The 14447-nt window shown below is 64.6% G+C and carries 12 protein-coding genes and 4 tRNA genes; 15 read left to right on the top strand and 1 reads right to left on the bottom strand.

Going from position 1 to position 14447, the window contains the following annotated elements; all coding sequences use genetic code 11:
* Positions 1-52 precede the first annotated feature (52 nt).
* The 7 genes from dnaJ to zapE all read left to right on the top strand — a co-directional run bounded on the left by dnaJ (position 53) and on the right by zapE (position 6961).
* Entirely contained in the window at positions 53-1165 is a 1113-nt protein-coding gene (gene dnaJ, locus ACU4IU_RS17420; protein WP_446657449.1) for a molecular chaperone DnaJ, read from the top strand.
* On the top strand, positions 1162-1923 hold the full coding sequence (locus ACU4IU_RS17425; protein WP_446657450.1) for a 16S rRNA (uracil(1498)-N(3))-methyltransferase: 762 nt from the start codon (positions 1162-1164) through the stop codon (positions 1921-1923). The genes dnaJ and ACU4IU_RS17425 overlap by 4 nt, the downstream gene beginning before the upstream one ends.
* 100 nt (positions 1924-2023) lie before the next feature.
* Complete coding sequence (locus tag ACU4IU_RS17430) at positions 2024-3058, top strand: PhoH family protein (protein WP_446657451.1); 1035 nt, start codon at positions 2024-2026, stop codon at positions 3056-3058.
* Positions 3055-3543, top strand: coding sequence for an rRNA maturation RNase YbeY (ybeY, locus tag ACU4IU_RS17435; RefSeq protein ID WP_446657452.1), 489 nt, complete (start codon positions 3055-3057; stop codon positions 3541-3543). The genes ACU4IU_RS17430 and ybeY overlap by 4 nt, the downstream gene beginning before the upstream one ends.
* 8 nt (positions 3544-3551) lie before the next feature.
* The gene (locus ACU4IU_RS17440; RefSeq protein WP_248283853.1) at positions 3552-4859 is read left to right on the top strand and encodes a hemolysin family protein; all 1308 of its coding nucleotides are present in this window, start codon (positions 3552-3554) and stop codon (positions 4857-4859) included.
* A 1-nt stretch (position 4860) separates the two neighbouring features.
* Positions 4861-5799, top strand: coding sequence for a GTPase Era (gene era, locus ACU4IU_RS17445; protein WP_172169757.1), 939 nt, complete (start codon positions 4861-4863; stop codon positions 5797-5799).
* 154 nt (positions 5800-5953) lie between these two features.
* Complete coding sequence (gene zapE, locus ACU4IU_RS17450) at positions 5954-6961, top strand: cell division protein ZapE (protein WP_446657453.1); 1008 nt, start codon at positions 5954-5956, stop codon at positions 6959-6961.
* Between the two features lie 62 nt (positions 6962-7023).
* On the opposite strand, the gene ACU4IU_RS17455 is transcribed toward zapE, so the two are convergent.
* Positions 7024-7500: a TIGR02611 family protein gene (locus ACU4IU_RS17455; RefSeq protein ID WP_446657454.1), complete on the bottom strand. Its 477-nt coding sequence runs from the start codon at positions 7498-7500 to the stop codon at positions 7024-7026.
* Between the two features lie 136 nt (positions 7501-7636).
* Here ACU4IU_RS17455 and ACU4IU_RS17460 point away from each other — a divergent pair.
* The 8 genes from ACU4IU_RS17460 to ACU4IU_RS17495 all read left to right on the top strand — a co-directional run bounded on the left by ACU4IU_RS17460 (position 7637) and on the right by ACU4IU_RS17495 (position 14430).
* Positions 7637-7709, top strand: a tRNA-Gly gene (locus ACU4IU_RS17460).
* Positions 7710-7735: 26 nt separating this feature from the next.
* A tRNA-Cys gene (locus ACU4IU_RS17465) sits at positions 7736-7806 on the top strand.
* Positions 7807-7836: 30 nt separating this feature from the next.
* Positions 7837-7908: transfer RNA gene (locus ACU4IU_RS17470), tRNA-Val, on the top strand.
* Between the two features lie 37 nt (positions 7909-7945).
* Positions 7946-8017 (top strand) — tRNA-Val (locus tag ACU4IU_RS17475).
* A 255-nt stretch (positions 8018-8272) separates the two neighbouring features.
* Complete coding sequence (locus ACU4IU_RS17480; RefSeq protein WP_446657455.1) at positions 8273-9586, top strand: DUF4352 domain-containing protein; 1314 nt, start codon at positions 8273-8275, stop codon at positions 9584-9586.
* A gap of 196 nt (positions 9587-9782) precedes the next feature.
* Complete coding sequence (thrS, locus tag ACU4IU_RS17485) at positions 9783-11789, top strand: threonine--tRNA ligase (protein ID WP_446657456.1); 2007 nt, start codon at positions 9783-9785, stop codon at positions 11787-11789.
* A complete protein-coding gene (locus ACU4IU_RS17490) occupies positions 11786-12391 on the top strand; it encodes an HIT family protein (protein WP_446657457.1) in 606 nt (201 codons plus the stop codon). Before thrS ends, ACU4IU_RS17490 begins: the two co-directional genes overlap by 4 nt.
* Positions 12388-14430, top strand: coding sequence for an alpha/beta hydrolase family protein (locus ACU4IU_RS17495; protein WP_446657458.1), 2043 nt, complete (start codon positions 12388-12390; stop codon positions 14428-14430). The genes ACU4IU_RS17490 and ACU4IU_RS17495 overlap by 4 nt, the downstream gene beginning before the upstream one ends.
* The last annotated feature ends 17 nt before the right edge of the window (positions 14431-14447 follow it).

Below are 14447 nucleotides of genomic sequence, written 5' to 3' on the forward strand. Positions count from 1 at the left end.
AGCCACCACCACGAACAGAGAAGACCACTACGTCAGGGAGAGAGAAGTTTCTGTGGCCGATCACTATGAAACACTCGGAGTGTCCAAAGACGCTTCCGCGGCTGAGATCAAGTCGTCGTACCGGAAGCTGGCACGCAAATACCACCCGGACGTCAATCCCGGTCACGAAGACGAATTCAAAGCCATCTCACTGGCCTACGATGTGCTCTCCGACCCGGAGAAGCGCCGCAACTACGATATGGGCGGCGGCGAGAACGGCCAGGGCTTCCCAGCAGGCGGCGGTTTCGGCGGATTCGGCGACATCTTCGAGACCTTCTTCGGCGGCGGCGGTCAGGCCGGGGGCCCGATCCCACGCACCCAGCGCGGCAAGGATGCCCTCGTCGGAGTCAATATCGACCTGAAGACCGCGGCCTTCGGCGGCACCGTCGACCTCGACGTCACCACTGCAGTTGTCTGCGACACCTGTTCGGGCGCCGGCACGCAGGAAGGCACGAAGATCGAGACCTGCTCGCTGTGCCACGGAGCCGGCAGCGTTCAGCGCATGACCCGGACCCTGCTGGGTCAGATGGTCACGAACCAGACCTGCAACTCCTGCCACGGCTTCGGCACCGTCATCCCGAACCCCTGCCTCAACTGCCAAGGCGACGGACGCGTGCGCAAACAGCGGACCATGAAGATCCGGATCCCCGCCGGGGTCTCCGACGGCACCCGCATCCAGCTGAGCAGCCAGGGTGAAGTCGGCCCCGGAGGCGGACCCGCCGGTGACCTCTTCGTCGAGGTCATGGTCACCCGCCACGAGGTCTTCCAGCGCGACGGCGACAACCTCCGGGCCGCCGTCTCCGTGCCGATGACCGCAGCGACCCTGGGTGCGACCATCCCGTTCGAGACCTTCGACGGCACTCAGGACCTCACCATCGCCGCCGGCACCCAGTCCGGCACCATCGTCAAACTTCCCGGGCTCGGAGCCGCCCGCCTGCGTTCGGAGACCCGCGGCGACCTGCTCATCACCGTCGACGTCCTCACCCCGGACAAACTCGACGACGAACAGCGCGAACTGCTCGAGAAACTCGCCGAACTGCGCGGCGAAGAGACTCCGCGCGCCCAGATCTCGACCGAGAACCGCGGAATGTTCTCCCGCATGCGTGAGAGGTTCGCCGGTCGGTGAGTCTTCCCGTCTTCCGTTCCGCCACCGCCGCCGAGGCGGTCGTCGGGTCCGCCCTCACCCTCGGTGAGGACGTGGCCGGGCATGCGGTGCGGGTGCGTCGGATCGGTCCCGGCGAGGAAATCGACATCGTCGACGGGGAAGGCACACGTGCGCGCGGAACCGTCACGGCCGCCTCGGCGAATGAGCTGACGATCGATGTCACCGAGGTGACGGTCGAGGAGCGCACGGGCCCGCGCCTCGTCCTCGTCCAAGCCCTGGCCAAGGGCGACCGGGACCTGCAGGCCATCGAAACAGCCACGGAGATCGGCGTCGACGACGTCATTCCCTGGGCCGCTGAACGCTCGATCGCCGACTGGCCGGCCAAGAAGCGGGAGAAGATGGCCGCGAAATGGGAGAACCTCCTCGGAGCGGCCTCCCTGCAGGCCAGACGAGCACGATTTCCCATCCTCCACGACCTCCTCCGCGGAGCCGCCCTGGCCAAGACCCTCAACGACGCCGATGCGGTCTTCGTCCTCCACGAGACCGCTCAGCGCAGGCTCTCCGAAGCGCTGAACGACCTGATCGCGAACGACTTGGCACAGCTGCCGGAGCGCATCGTCTTCGTCGTCGGCCCCGAGGGCGGCATCAGCGACGGCGAACTCGATGCACTGACCGGCCGTGGAGCAACCCCGGTGCTGCTGGGACCGACGATCCTGCGCTCGTCATCGGCGGGACCCGCCGGTCTCGTCCTGGCCCAGAATTCATTGGGCCGTTGGTGAGGCATCGGACTAGGATGGAAGCACACTCAGGCGCTGCCGGTGACGGTGCGCTCACTTGCAAAGGAACATTCTGGACATCACCCCACCGAACTCGAACTCCATGAACCCCACCGACTCGGACACCGGCATCATCGGCGACGGTGCCGCAGCCGATGACGCCGTGACGGACACCCAAGGTGCCGATCGTGACACCGTGCGATTGGTCATCCCCGACTCCATCGACCTCGTCGCGTTCTTCGGTCCCGGGGAATCGAACCTGCGCGCCCTGGAGAAGACCTTCGCCGACCTCGACATCCACGTCCGGGCCAATCAGGTCCAGGTCACCGGCGACCCGAAACGCGTCGAAGCTTTCGTCAGCGTCATCGGGGAACTCAAGAAACTCCACGCGGCCGGCCATCGCATCAACGAAGAGACGATCGAGAGGGTTACGACGTTCTCCTCCGAGGGAGCGGCCGCCTCGGCGGTGCTGGGCACGAACATCCTCTCCACCAGGGGAAAGTCGATCCGTCCGAAGACGATGGGCCAGCACGACTACGTCAGGGCCATCCGCAACCACACGATCACCTTCGGCATCGGTCCGGCCGGAACCGGCAAGACGTACCTGGCGATGGCCATGGCCGTCAACGCCCTCCAGCACAAAGAGGTCTCACGGATCATCCTCACCCGGCCGGCCGTCGAAGCCGGGGAGTCCCTGGGCTACCTGCCGGGCACGCTCAACGACAAGATCGACCCGTATGTGCGTCCGCTCTATGACGCCCTGCACGACATGGTCGACCCCGAGTCGATTCCGCTGCTCATCGAGACCGGAACGATCGAGGTCGCGCCCCTGGCCTATATGCGCGGGCGCACCCTCAACGACGCGTTCATCATCCTCGACGAAGCACAGAACACGACGGCCGAGCAGATGAAGATGTTCCTCACCCGCCTCGGCTTCGGGTCACGCATGGTCGTCACCGGTGACATCTCCCAGATCGACCTGCCGGGCAAGACCCGCAGCGGACTCAAGGTCGTCCGCGACATCCTCGACGGGATCGAGGATCTGCAGTTCTGCGAACTGGGCAGCAAGGACGTCGTCCGGCATTCGCTGGTGACGAAGATCGTCGAAGCCTACGACCTGTGGGGGAATGCCGAATGAACTCCGAGATCCTCAACGAGACCGACGCCGAGGTGGACCTCGACGAAGTCGTGGCCCTGACCGAATATCTCGGTGAAGCCCTGCACATGCACCCCGGTGCGGAGCTGGCCGTGACCATGGTCGACTCAGCGGCCATGTCCGAACTCCACGTCACCTGGATGGACCTCGAAGGACCGACCGACGTGATGTCCTTTCCCATGGATCAGCTCCACCAGGGCGAGCCGGAGAAGCCGACCGAAGGTCAGATGGGCGACATCATCATCTGCCCCGAGGTAGCCGAGGCTCAGGCTCGGGCGGCCGGTCATTCGACGATGGACGAGGTCCTTCTGCTGACCGTCCACGGATTCCTGCACCTGCTCGGCTACGATCACGGTGAGCCCGAAGCGCGGGAAGAGATGTTCGCTCTCCAGCGGCATCTGCTGCTGACTTTCTTCGCGGCTCGCTACGACGGTCGCACCGACATTCCCACCCCCACCGAGGTCTGATCGTGTTCATGTTCTTCCTCGGGGCGGCACTGTGCCTCATCATCGCGGCCACCCTCTCCGCCGTGGATGCCGCGCTGCTCAACGTCTCCCACCATGCGGTCGAAGAGGCGAAGGAGGACGGCAAGCGCTCAGCGGTGCGTGTCGAGAGGATCCTCGCGGACCTGCCGACGAACATCAACGTCATCATCTTCGTCCGCAACTTCCTCGAAGCACTCGCCACGGTGTTCATCGCCCTGGCCTACGATTCCTACTACTCCGTGGGACCGCTCATGGTCTTCCTCACGGTGATCACCGCCTCGGTGGCGGTCTTCATCATCGCCGGAGTCTCCCCACGTACGATCGGCAAGCGCCGGTCGCTGGCCGTCAGCCTCAACCTCAGCTGGGTCGTGCGCATCGTCCTCGTCGCGCTCAAACCGCTCACCCGCATCCTCGTCGTGCTCGGCAATCTGCTCACACCGGACCAGGTGTACAAGGACGGTCCGTTCGTGACCTCCGAACAGCTGCGCGACCTGGTCGAGCGGGCGAGCGAATCCGACATCATCGAAGACGGCGAACGCGAGATGATCCAGTCGGTGTTCAACCTCTCAGACACCTCGGCGAACGAGGTCATGGTGCCGCGCACCGACCTCATCACCGTCGATGCGGACGTGAGCCTGCAGAAGGCGATGAACCTGTTCTTCCGCTCCGGCTTCTCCCGCATCCCCGTCTGCGGGGAGGACCTCGACGACGTCCGCGGAGTCGCCTACCTCAAGGACGTCGCCCGCCGCCTCCACCTCCACCCCGAGGAGGCCGACCGTCCCGTGGGCAACCTGGCCCGCACCGTCCTGTTCGTCCCGGAGACGAAGCCGGCAGATGACCTGCTGCGGCAGATGCAGCTGGATTCGACGCATCTGGCGATCCTCATCGATGAATACGGCGGCACCGCAGGGTTGGTGACCATCGAGGACATCGTCGAAGAGATCGTCGGCGAGATCGAAGACGAATACGACAACGGCGATGACGAACTCGTCGCCGCCGAAGACGGATCGTTCATCATCAGCACCCGCATGTCGATCTCCGACTTCGCCGAATACTTCGATGTGCGCATTGACGAAGACGATGTCAACAGCGTCGGCGGACTGCTCTCGAAGCTCATCGACCGCGTGCCCATCGACGGCTCGCATGCGTCGATCGAGGGCCTCGAGATCGAAGCCATGGAGGGCCAGGGCCGACGTCACCGAATCACGCACGTGCGGGTCACCCGCACCCACGAGAACAGCAGACACGCACAGCGCACCGCCGCAGCCGAAGGTTCGGGGACGAAGGAAGAGGACTGAGATGGAATTTCGCACGGACTACCCCGATGACTATCGGGCCGGTTTCGCCTGCTTCGTGGGTCGCCCCAATACGGGCAAGTCAACCCTGACGAACGCCCTGGTGGGGGAGAAGGTCGCGATCACCTCGGCCAAACCTCAGACGACCCGGCATACGATCCGCGGAATCGTCCACAAGGACGACCATCAGCTCATCCTCATCGATACCCCCGGACTGCACAAACCGCGCACCCTGCTCGGTTCCCGACTCAACGATCTGGTGGCATCCACGCTGGGTGAGGTCGACGTCATCGGCTTCTGCCTGCCCGCCGATGAGCCGATCGGTCCCGGCGACCGCTATATCGCCTCCCAGCTGGCGCTGCTGGACGGACGGACCCCGATCGTCGCGCTCGTGACGAAGGTCGACCGGGTGCCCAAGGACAAGATCGCCGAGGCGCTGCTGGCCGTCGGCGAGCTCGCCGACTTCGCCGATGTCGTCCCGGTCTCCGCAGTCGAGGACTTCCAGGTCGACACCGTCGATTCGGTGCTCGCGGCGCATCTGCCGAAATCTCCTCCGCTCTACCCCGACGGCGACCTCACGGACGAGCCGGAAGAGAAGATGATTGCCGAGCTCGTACGCGAAGCGGCCCTCGAGGGAGTGCGTGACGAACTGCCCCATTCGCTGGCTGTGCAGGTCGAGGAGATGTACCCGCGGGAAGGACGCAGCGAGGACAATCCGCTGTGGAACGTCCACGTCAACCTCTATGTCGAACGTCCCAGCCAGAAGGCCATCATCATCGGCAAGGGCGGCAGCCGGCTGAAGACCATCGGGTCGGAATCCCGGCAGGGCATCGAGCGGCTCCTCGGTACGAAGGTCTACCTCGACCTGCATGTCAAGGTGGCCAAGGACTGGCAGCGCGATCCCAAACAGCTCGGCCGCCTCGGCTTCGACTTCAACAACTGATCTGCCGGGTCGGTCGCCGCTGGTGATGCGAACAGCTCGCCGGCGGGGCAGTGGACGGACGGCGGAAGCGCCGCGGATGCGCTGCTTGTGACGGGTCTCACCCTGAGAGGCCCGAGTTGAACCGGGCACTCGAGCCTGCCTTAGACTAGGCCGAGTGAATGCCGAGCAGACTCTGGTCGCACTGAGCGACCGATCCCCACAGGTTGCCCCCGAAGAGCTCATCGCAGGTCTCGTGCCGCCGCCTCAGTTCGAGGACGTGTCCTTCGACAGCTACCGCACCGACCCCGCGGAGCCCTCGCAGGAAGAGGCACGGAACAAGCTGCGGGAATTCACCCAGCGCTCGACCGACAAGGGATTCTTCGGCAAGCTGTTCTCGAAGGGAAGATCCGGTGCCAAGGGCGTCTACCTCGACGGCGGCTACGGTGTCGGCAAGACTCACCTGTTGGCTTCGGCCTGGCATGCCAACGAGAAGCCGGCGACCTTCGGCACCTTCGTCGAATACACGAACCTCGTCGGGGCCTTGGGCTTCGCCCGGGCTCGCGACGACCTGTCGAAGATGAAGCTCGTCTGCGTCGACGAATTCGAACTCGACGATCCCGGCGACACCGTGCTCATGTCCCGGCTGATGCGTGAACTCACCGACGCCGGAGTGAAGATCATTGCGACATCGAACACTCTGCCCGGGTCTCTGGGGGAGGGGCGCTTCGCCGCTCAGGACTTCCTGCGTGAGATTCAGGCGCTGGCCGATCAGTTCGAGGTCTATCGCATCGACGGCAAGGACTATCGTGCCCGTGAGCTGACAGCTCCAGCCGACCCGTTGCCGGAATCCGAACTCGATTCGGCCGCGAGCCAGCTTGACGGAGTTGTGGCTCGTGATGACTTCTCCGCGCTGCTCAGCCACCTGTCCACCGTTCACCCTTCACGTTACGGGCGGATGGTCGACGGAATCGACGCGGCTGTGTGGGAGAACGTGCGCACGATCGACAACGAGAGCGTGGCTCTGCGCTTCGTGGCGCTCGTCGACCGGCTCTACGATCGCAATGTGCACATCATCAACTCCGGTGCCGCTCTCGACAAGGTCTTCACTGAAGAATCGTTGGCCGGCGGGTACAAGAAGAAGTACATGCGCTGCCTCTCGCGACTGACCGCTCTGTCGTCCTGAGCCGAGAAACCATCGACGCCCGTCGCACCTCTGATGAAGGTGGGGCGGGCGTCGGTCGTCTCTCAGTGCAGGCCGATCACGTCGAAGAGACGCAGGTCCGGGACCCAATCGGGCAGGCCGGTGAGTTTCAGGGTGAGCCACACGATGACAGCCACGAAGGCGGCCGTCACGGCCCCGATGGTCCACCGCACCCACAGCCGCTGAGCCATGATCCAGTGCGTCCAGCGTTCGACGTTCACGCGCACGAAGTGCAGAAGCCGCTGAGCCCAGTGGAACTCGCTGGAGATGATGAACAGGCCGATGATGACGATGAGCCAACCGGGGCCGGGCAGCGGAACGAGAACGAGGCCGATGAGCACGACGAGTGTGCCGAGGCCGCCGACGACGGTGCGATAGAGGCGTGCGGTGTGAGGGTTGGCCAACACTGTGCGTCGCCAGCGGAGGAACCCTAGACGCAGTTTCCGCCACGGTCGGGGACCTTGCCGGTGGTGGCGTGACAACCAGCCTTTCGGGCGGGTCTGCGGGCTCTCTGCATTCACCCAACCACTATAAGATGGTGACCCTGAAAGCTTGATCGATGCGTGTGACCACGATCACCCGATTCTGATTTTGCGTAAGCCGCCACCTGCGTATAGAGTTATATCTCGTTGCCAGGGAAACCGGGCAGCGAGAAATGCGGATGTGGCTCAGTTGGTAGAGCATCACCTTGCCAAGGTGAGGGTCGCGGGTTCGAGTCCCGTCATCCGCTCGGAGGCGTCATGGCACTGCCTTGGCGGTGGCGTGGCCGAGAGGCGAGGCAGCGGCCTGCAAAGCCGTATACACGGGTTCGAATCCCGTCGCCACCTCGGATGACCGGCAGGAATGTCGGTTGACCAGCGCGATTGGCGCAGCGGTAGCGCGCTTCCTTCACACGGAAGAGGTCACTGGTTCGATCCCAGTATCGCGCACAGGGACCCTCGGGTTCCGGTGCAACAAATGAATAGAGCGCGATTGGCGCAGCGGTAGCGCGCTTCCCTGACACGGAAGAGGTCACTGGTTCGATCCCAGTATCGCGCACAGAAGAAGCCCCGAGTGATCCACTCGGGGCTTCGTGCATTCACGCTTGAGCTTCCTTCGCAATAGCTCACTTTTGGGTGAATAGCCTATGTTTGAAACAGGGCTGTTCACTCTAAGCTGGGCTGAACCCGCGAAACTGGATTGTGTACGTTTAGTTCACCGTGTTCCAGGACTGAAACGCGGTCAGCATGCGGTATCAAAGGGGTTTGCTAGTACGCTAGGTGTTGTACTAAACGACGATGACTCGGAGCACCTATGTCTACTCCTCAGAACCCGTACGGTTCGGGTGACGGTTCGCCCAACAACCCCAACGGGCAGAACCCGAACAACCAGCCGCCGAATGCCCCCAACTACGGCAACGATCAGAACGCCGGTCAGCAGCCCGGTCAGTACGGTTCGGGGCAGCCCGGTCAGCAGTACGGATCATCGGGCGACCAGCCCAATGGTTCGCAGCCGAACTACGGTCAGGGCGGCAACGACGGCTCGCAGCAGTACGGACAGCAGGCTCCCCAGTACGGCTCCCAGCCGAACTACGGTGCGTCGAACGATCAGAATCAGTATGGCCAGAACCAGTACGGCCAGGACCCGAACAATCAGAACCAGTACGGTCAGGGCCAGCCTGACCAGAATCAGTACGGGGACAACCACTACGGACAGAACCCCTACGACGCCAACGCGCAGGGATACGACGCCAACCAGTACGGTCAGCAGCCGGCCTACGCCGGTGCCGACGGATCCTCGGATCAGTTCATCCCGGCCAACCCGAACTCCGGCTACGGCCAGTACCCATCCGGGTCGGGCGGCAACACCTCGAAGAACATCTGGGGCATCCTCGCCCTCATCGGCGGCATCGTCGGCGTCCTCGGCGCGTTCGTCTTCGGCGGCGGCGCTCTCTTCGGCATCGCAGCGGTGATCTTCGGCTTCGTCGGACTCTCCGCGGTCAAGAAGGGCTTGGCCAGCAACAAGGGCCTCAACATCACCGGCATCATCCTCGGCATTGTGTCGGTCGTCATCTCGATCGCCGTCGTCATCTTCACCATCCTCGGCATCGGCATGCTCGGCAAGGCCATCGACGAAGCTGCCAGCTCATCCGCCCCCGCCGACCCGAGCCAGGGTGCGGGCCAGGACCCGAGCCAGGGCTCCGGCAGCTCCGACGGCGGAGCCGGCGCACCTGCTCAGGCCGGCGAGGTCGAGATCGGCACCGACGTCACTGCCCAGATCAGTGTCCGCGAGGGCACCGCATCGTCGTCCGCCTCCGGAGCCGAATCGACCAATGGTGAGATCGCCATCGTGACGATGACCGTGAAGAACAACTCGAGCTCCGATGTCGAGATGACTCTCACAAACCTGACTGCCAACAACGGCGGCAGCACGGAATATGACGACGTCTTCGACGGCGGAAACTACAAGGGCTCTCTGGCCTTCACCGATCCGGTTCCTGCCGGCGGCGAAACGACCTATGAATTCGCCTACGCCGTCCCCAAGGCCGAAATCGATGGCATGCACCTCAAGCTCGAACTCATCGACGACCTCGGCAAGGGCACTGACTTCGAGTTCTACAAGCAGTGACACCCTGTTCCCCGAGGTGACCAGGCCTTTTCGGCCCTGACGCCTCGGGTGCAGGCTTCGGCAGACTCAGTGTGGGTGGCAGTCATTCGACTGCCACCCAACTGATTTGTCACAAGCGAATTGGTACTAGAATCTGAGGGTGACCAGCCCACCGAAAGGGCCGGTCGAATGAACACATGACGAACGGAGAAGATCAGTGGCAGACAGCATCGACTGCGCGGGCGAAAGCATTCCCTGGAAAGAGGGTCTGACCGGAACGGAGATCTTCTCCACCGACCGCACAGTCGTCGCCATGTGGCTGAACGGCGAACCCGCCGACCTCAGCCGCGAGCTGCAGTCAGGAGACCGGATCGCTCCGATCACCATCGACTCCGACGCCGGACTCGACATCCTGCGCCACTCCACCGGTCACGTCACCGCTCAGGCCGTCCAGGAGCTCTTCCCCGGAACCAAGCTCGGCATCGGGCCCTACATCACCGACGGCTACTACTTCGATTTCGACGCTGCCGAACCCTTCACCCCTGAGGACCTCAAGGCGATTCAGAAGAAGGCCGCCCAGATCGTCAAGTCCGGTCAGACCTTCAACCGCGTCGTCGTCTCCGAAGAGGAAGCCCGCGAGCGGATGGCCGACGAACCGTACAAGCTCGAACTCATCAACGACAAGGGCAAGGGCGGCGACGAGGAGACCTCTGTCGAGGTCGGCGCCGGTGAACTCACCGTCTACGAGAACGTCGACCGCAAGGGCGAGGTCGTCTGGCAGGACCTCTGCCGCGGCCCCCACCTGCCCAACACCAAGCTCATCGGCAACGGCTTCGCCATCACCCGATCCTCGGCGGCCTATTGGCGCGGCGACCAGGCGAATGCGAGCCTGCAGCGCGTCTACGGAACCGCCTGGGCGTCGAAGGACGACCTCAAGGCCTACCAAGACCGCATCGCCGAAGCCGAGCGTCGCGACCATCGCAAGCTCGGTGCCGAGATGGACCTGTTCTCGTTCCCCGAAGAGCTCGGCTCCGGCCTGCCCGTCTTCCACCCCAAGGGCGGGGTCATCAAACGCGAGATGGAGGACTACGTCCGCGCCCGTCATATCGACGAGGGCTTCGAATACGTCGGGACCCCGCACATCTCGAAAGAGGCGCTGTACTACACCTCCGGACACCTGCCCTACTACGGGGAGAACATGTTCCCGGCGATGTCCGTCGACGAGGTCCGCGACGAGTCCGGCGAAGTCGTCAAGGAGGGTACTCCCTACCGGCTCAAGGCCATGAACTGCCCCATGCACAACCTCATCTACCGCTCCAGGGGCCGGTCCTACCGCGACCTGCCGCTGCGGCTGTTCGAGTTCGGCACCGTCTACCGTGACGAGGCCTCCGGAGTCATCCATGGCCTCACGCGGGTCCGCGCCCTGACCCAGGATGACTCCCACTCCTATGTGGCTCAGGAAGACGCGGGCAAGGAGATCCGACACCTGCTGAACTTCGTGCTCAGCCTGCTGCGCGACTTCGGCCTCGACGACTTCTACCTCGAACTGTCCACCCGCGACGAGGACGGAAAGAAGGCCGACAAGTTCATCGGCTCCGACGAACAGTGGGCCGAAGCCACCAGCGTGCTCGAGGAGGTCGCTCAGGAGACCGGGCTCGAGCTCGTCCCCGACCCGGGCGGCGCCGCCTTCTACGGCCCGAAGATCTCCGTCCAGGCCCGCGACGCCATCGGCCGCACCTGGCAGATGTCGACCGTCCAGCTCGACTTCAACCAGCCCGAGCGCTTCGGACTCGAATACGTCGCCGCCGACGGCTCCCGCAGACAGCCGGTGATGATCCATTCGGCGAAGTTCGGTTCCATCGAACGCTTCCTCGGCGTGCTCACCGAGCACTATGCCGGTGCCTTCCCCGTGTGGCTGGCGCCCGTGCAGGTGACCTGCATCCCCGTGGCCGATGAGTTCAACGACTACCTCGCCGAGGTGGCCGACCAGCTGCGCAGGTCCGGGGTCCGCGTCGAGATCGACGACAGCGACGACCGATTCCCGAAGAAGATCCGCAACGCCTCGAAGTCGAAGGTGCCCTTCACCCTCATCGCCGGCGGAGAGGACCGCGACGCCGGTGCCGTGTCCTTCCGCTTCCGCAACGGCGAACAGGAGAACGGCGTCCCCGTCGCCGAGGCGGTGCGACGGATCCTCGACGCGATAGAGACCAAGGCCCAGGTATGAGCGGAGGCGACGACAGCCGAACCGCAGCAGAGAACTCGGACGGCCGCCTCGGCGAAGGGATTCCCTACCCCGAGGCTGCCGTCGGGTTCCCCGGGGAACCCGACGGATTCCAGCGTCTGTGGACCCCGCACCGGATGGTCTACATCGACGGACAGGACAAACCGAAGGACGACCGCGCCGAGGAGTGCCCGTTCTGCACTGCGCCGTCGAAGACCGACGAGGACGGACTCATCGTCGCCCGCGGCCAGCACGTGTACGCGGTGCTCAACCTCTACCCGTACAACCCGGGCCACCTGCTGATCTGCCCCTATCGTCACGTGGCCGACTACACGGATCTGACCCAAGAGGAGACCGTCGAACTCGCCGAGTTCACGCAGAAGGCGATGCGCGTCATCCGGGCGGTATCCGGTCCTCACGGATTCAACCTGGGCATGAACCAAGGACCCGTGGCCGGCGCAGGCATCGCCGCCCACCTGCACCAGCACGTCGTCCCACGCTGGGGCGGAGACGCGAACTTCCTGCCCGTGATCGCCCAGACCAAAGCCCTGCCGCAAGTGCACGCCGATGTGCAGGCACGGCTCAAAAAGGAATGGAACAGATGAATCCTGAAGACCTCGGCACTCTTGCCGAGTACTCCTCACCCGTGCTGCGCGGCGACGACGCCGTCATCACGATCCGACGACCCGACCTCGAGTCCAACAGCTACCTCTCCCAGCTGTTCTCCTTGAGCGACGACAACTCCAGACGGCTGTCTCACTCATGGTCGGACTCGAATCCAGAGTGCGGCCTGAATTGGTCCGGTTATCTGAGCGCGGAGAAGAAAGCCGCCCCGCAGCTCTTCGTCGGCGACAGCCTGGAGACGGCACACCAGATCACGGACAACCACCTCGGCGTGTCCGAATTCGCCCTCGACGACACCCGTTCCAGGGCCCTCTACGTCGCCCGCGTCGCCGAACCCGGACGCTACGGGCTCGACGATGCCATTCCGGCGGCCGAAGAAGCTCCACGCCGGATCACCACGGCCTCCTACCTGGCCAACGGCCTCGGCTATACGAACGACCGTCCGGCCCGCGCCTTCCTCGTCGACCTCGCCGAACCCGGTCTCGGCACCGTGGGCCTGCGCGGGGCCTCCGAAGTTCCGCTGTCGACTCTGCTGACGACCCCGGACAGCGACGTCCACGATCCGCAGTTCTCCCCGGACGGCACGCGAGTGTCCGTGGTCTCCGCGCTTCACCCCGACCAGGGGCAGCCCGATCTGCGCTCGACGGTCTGGCTGCTCGGGGGAGAGGCGCCGACACCACTCGAGCTGCCGTCCATGGGCGTCGGTCTGCACCGGTGGCTCGACGAAGACACCGTTGTGCTGATCGGCAATGCGCTGACCCGTGACGAACTCGACTTCGTCGGCCAGATGCCCGGGCTCTTCATCCACACCGTATCGACCGGCTCCACGAGGCGGCTGACCGACCCGGAGACCGTGGCGCTGGCGCCGATCCCGCTGCAGATCCACGGGGGAGCGGTCATCGCCGCCGTCGACACAGACGGGGCCACCCGGATCGTTCGCATCGGCCTCGACGCCGCAGAGATCGGCGTGGATGACCTCGAGTTCCTCACCGACGACATCACTGTCGTCAACGGCTTCGACGCCGACGAGGAAACGCTCGTCTTCACCGGATCGACCCCGCACTCTCCGGCCGTGCTCGGCCGCATCGCCTTCGGCGGGCCCACTGAGTCCGGGGCCGCCTCGGCGCTGGGGTCCTCTGTCATCGTCAAGGAGCATCCGGCGCCGGCGAACTCCGTCCTGCCCCAGGTGCTGCGGGTGCCCGGCGTTTCGGGGACGATCACCGGCTGGCTGGCCAAACCGCACGGAGACGGGCCGTTCCCCGTCATCCTCAACATCCACGGCGGGCCCTTCGCCCAGTACACGCATTCGTGGTTCGACGAGACCCAGGTGCTCACGTCCGCAGGTTACGCCGTCGTGTTCTCGAACCCGCGCGGATCCGGTGGCCGCACCCGCAGCTGGGGGACCGCCGTCCAAGGTGACATGGCGGCACCGGCGATGGCCGATGTGCTCGCCGTCCTCGACCATGCCCTCGACCTCGATCCCTCCCTCGATCGCAGCCGTCTGGGCATCCAGGGCGGATCGTATGGGGGATATCTCACAGCCATGACGATCGCCGCGGACCATCGCTTCCGCGCCGCCATCGTCGAACGCGGCTACCTCGACCCCGACAGCTTCGTCGGGACCTCCGACATCGGCCGCTTCTTCACCGAGGAGTACACGAGCCGCAGCAGTGAGGCGATCGCGGCCCAATCACCTCTGGCCCACGCTCCACAGGTCGGCACACCGACCTTGGTGATGCACTCGGAACTCGATCTGCGCTGCCCGCTGGAGCAGGCACAGCAGTACTATGCGGCCCTCCAGAGAGCCGGGGTCGACACCGAGATGCTCATCTTCCCCGGGGAGAACCACGAGCTCTCCCGGGCCGGGCAGCCCCGCCACCGCAGGCAGCGCTTCGAAGCCATCCTCGATTGGTGGGATCGCCGTCTGGGCGGCGAAGATCGGGAACAGTCACAGGATGGCCGACATCGTCCTGAGGCAGCTGATCCCGCTGTGGCCGCAGCGGCCGACTCCGCGTCATGAGCGCCGAGTTGGCCGGG

This window comes from Brevibacterium sp. CSND-B09, from assembly GCF_052906525.1.

What these genes read in the sequence shown, in the direction of transcription:
- ACU4IU_RS17430 (WP_446657451.1), top strand. Translation starts at nt 2,024, where the DNA reads ATGAACCCCACCGACTCGGACACCGGCATCATCGGCGACGGTGCCGCA.
- ybeY (WP_446657452.1), top strand. Translation starts at nt 3,055, where the DNA reads ATGAACTCCGAGATCCTCAACGAGACCGACGCCGAGGTGGACCTCGAC.
- ACU4IU_RS17440 (WP_248283853.1), top strand. Translation starts at nt 3,552, where the DNA reads ATGTTCTTCCTCGGGGCGGCACTGTGCCTCATCATCGCGGCCACCCTC.
- era (WP_172169757.1), top strand. Translation starts at nt 4,861, where the DNA reads ATGGAATTTCGCACGGACTACCCCGATGACTATCGGGCCGGTTTCGCC.
- ACU4IU_RS17480 (WP_446657455.1), top strand. Translation starts at nt 8,273, where the DNA reads ATGTCTACTCCTCAGAACCCGTACGGTTCGGGTGACGGTTCGCCCAAC.
- ACU4IU_RS17490 (WP_446657457.1), top strand. Translation starts at nt 11,786, where the DNA reads ATGAGCGGAGGCGACGACAGCCGAACCGCAGCAGAGAACTCGGACGGC.
- ACU4IU_RS17495 (WP_446657458.1), top strand. Translation starts at nt 12,388, where the DNA reads ATGAATCCTGAAGACCTCGGCACTCTTGCCGAGTACTCCTCACCCGTG.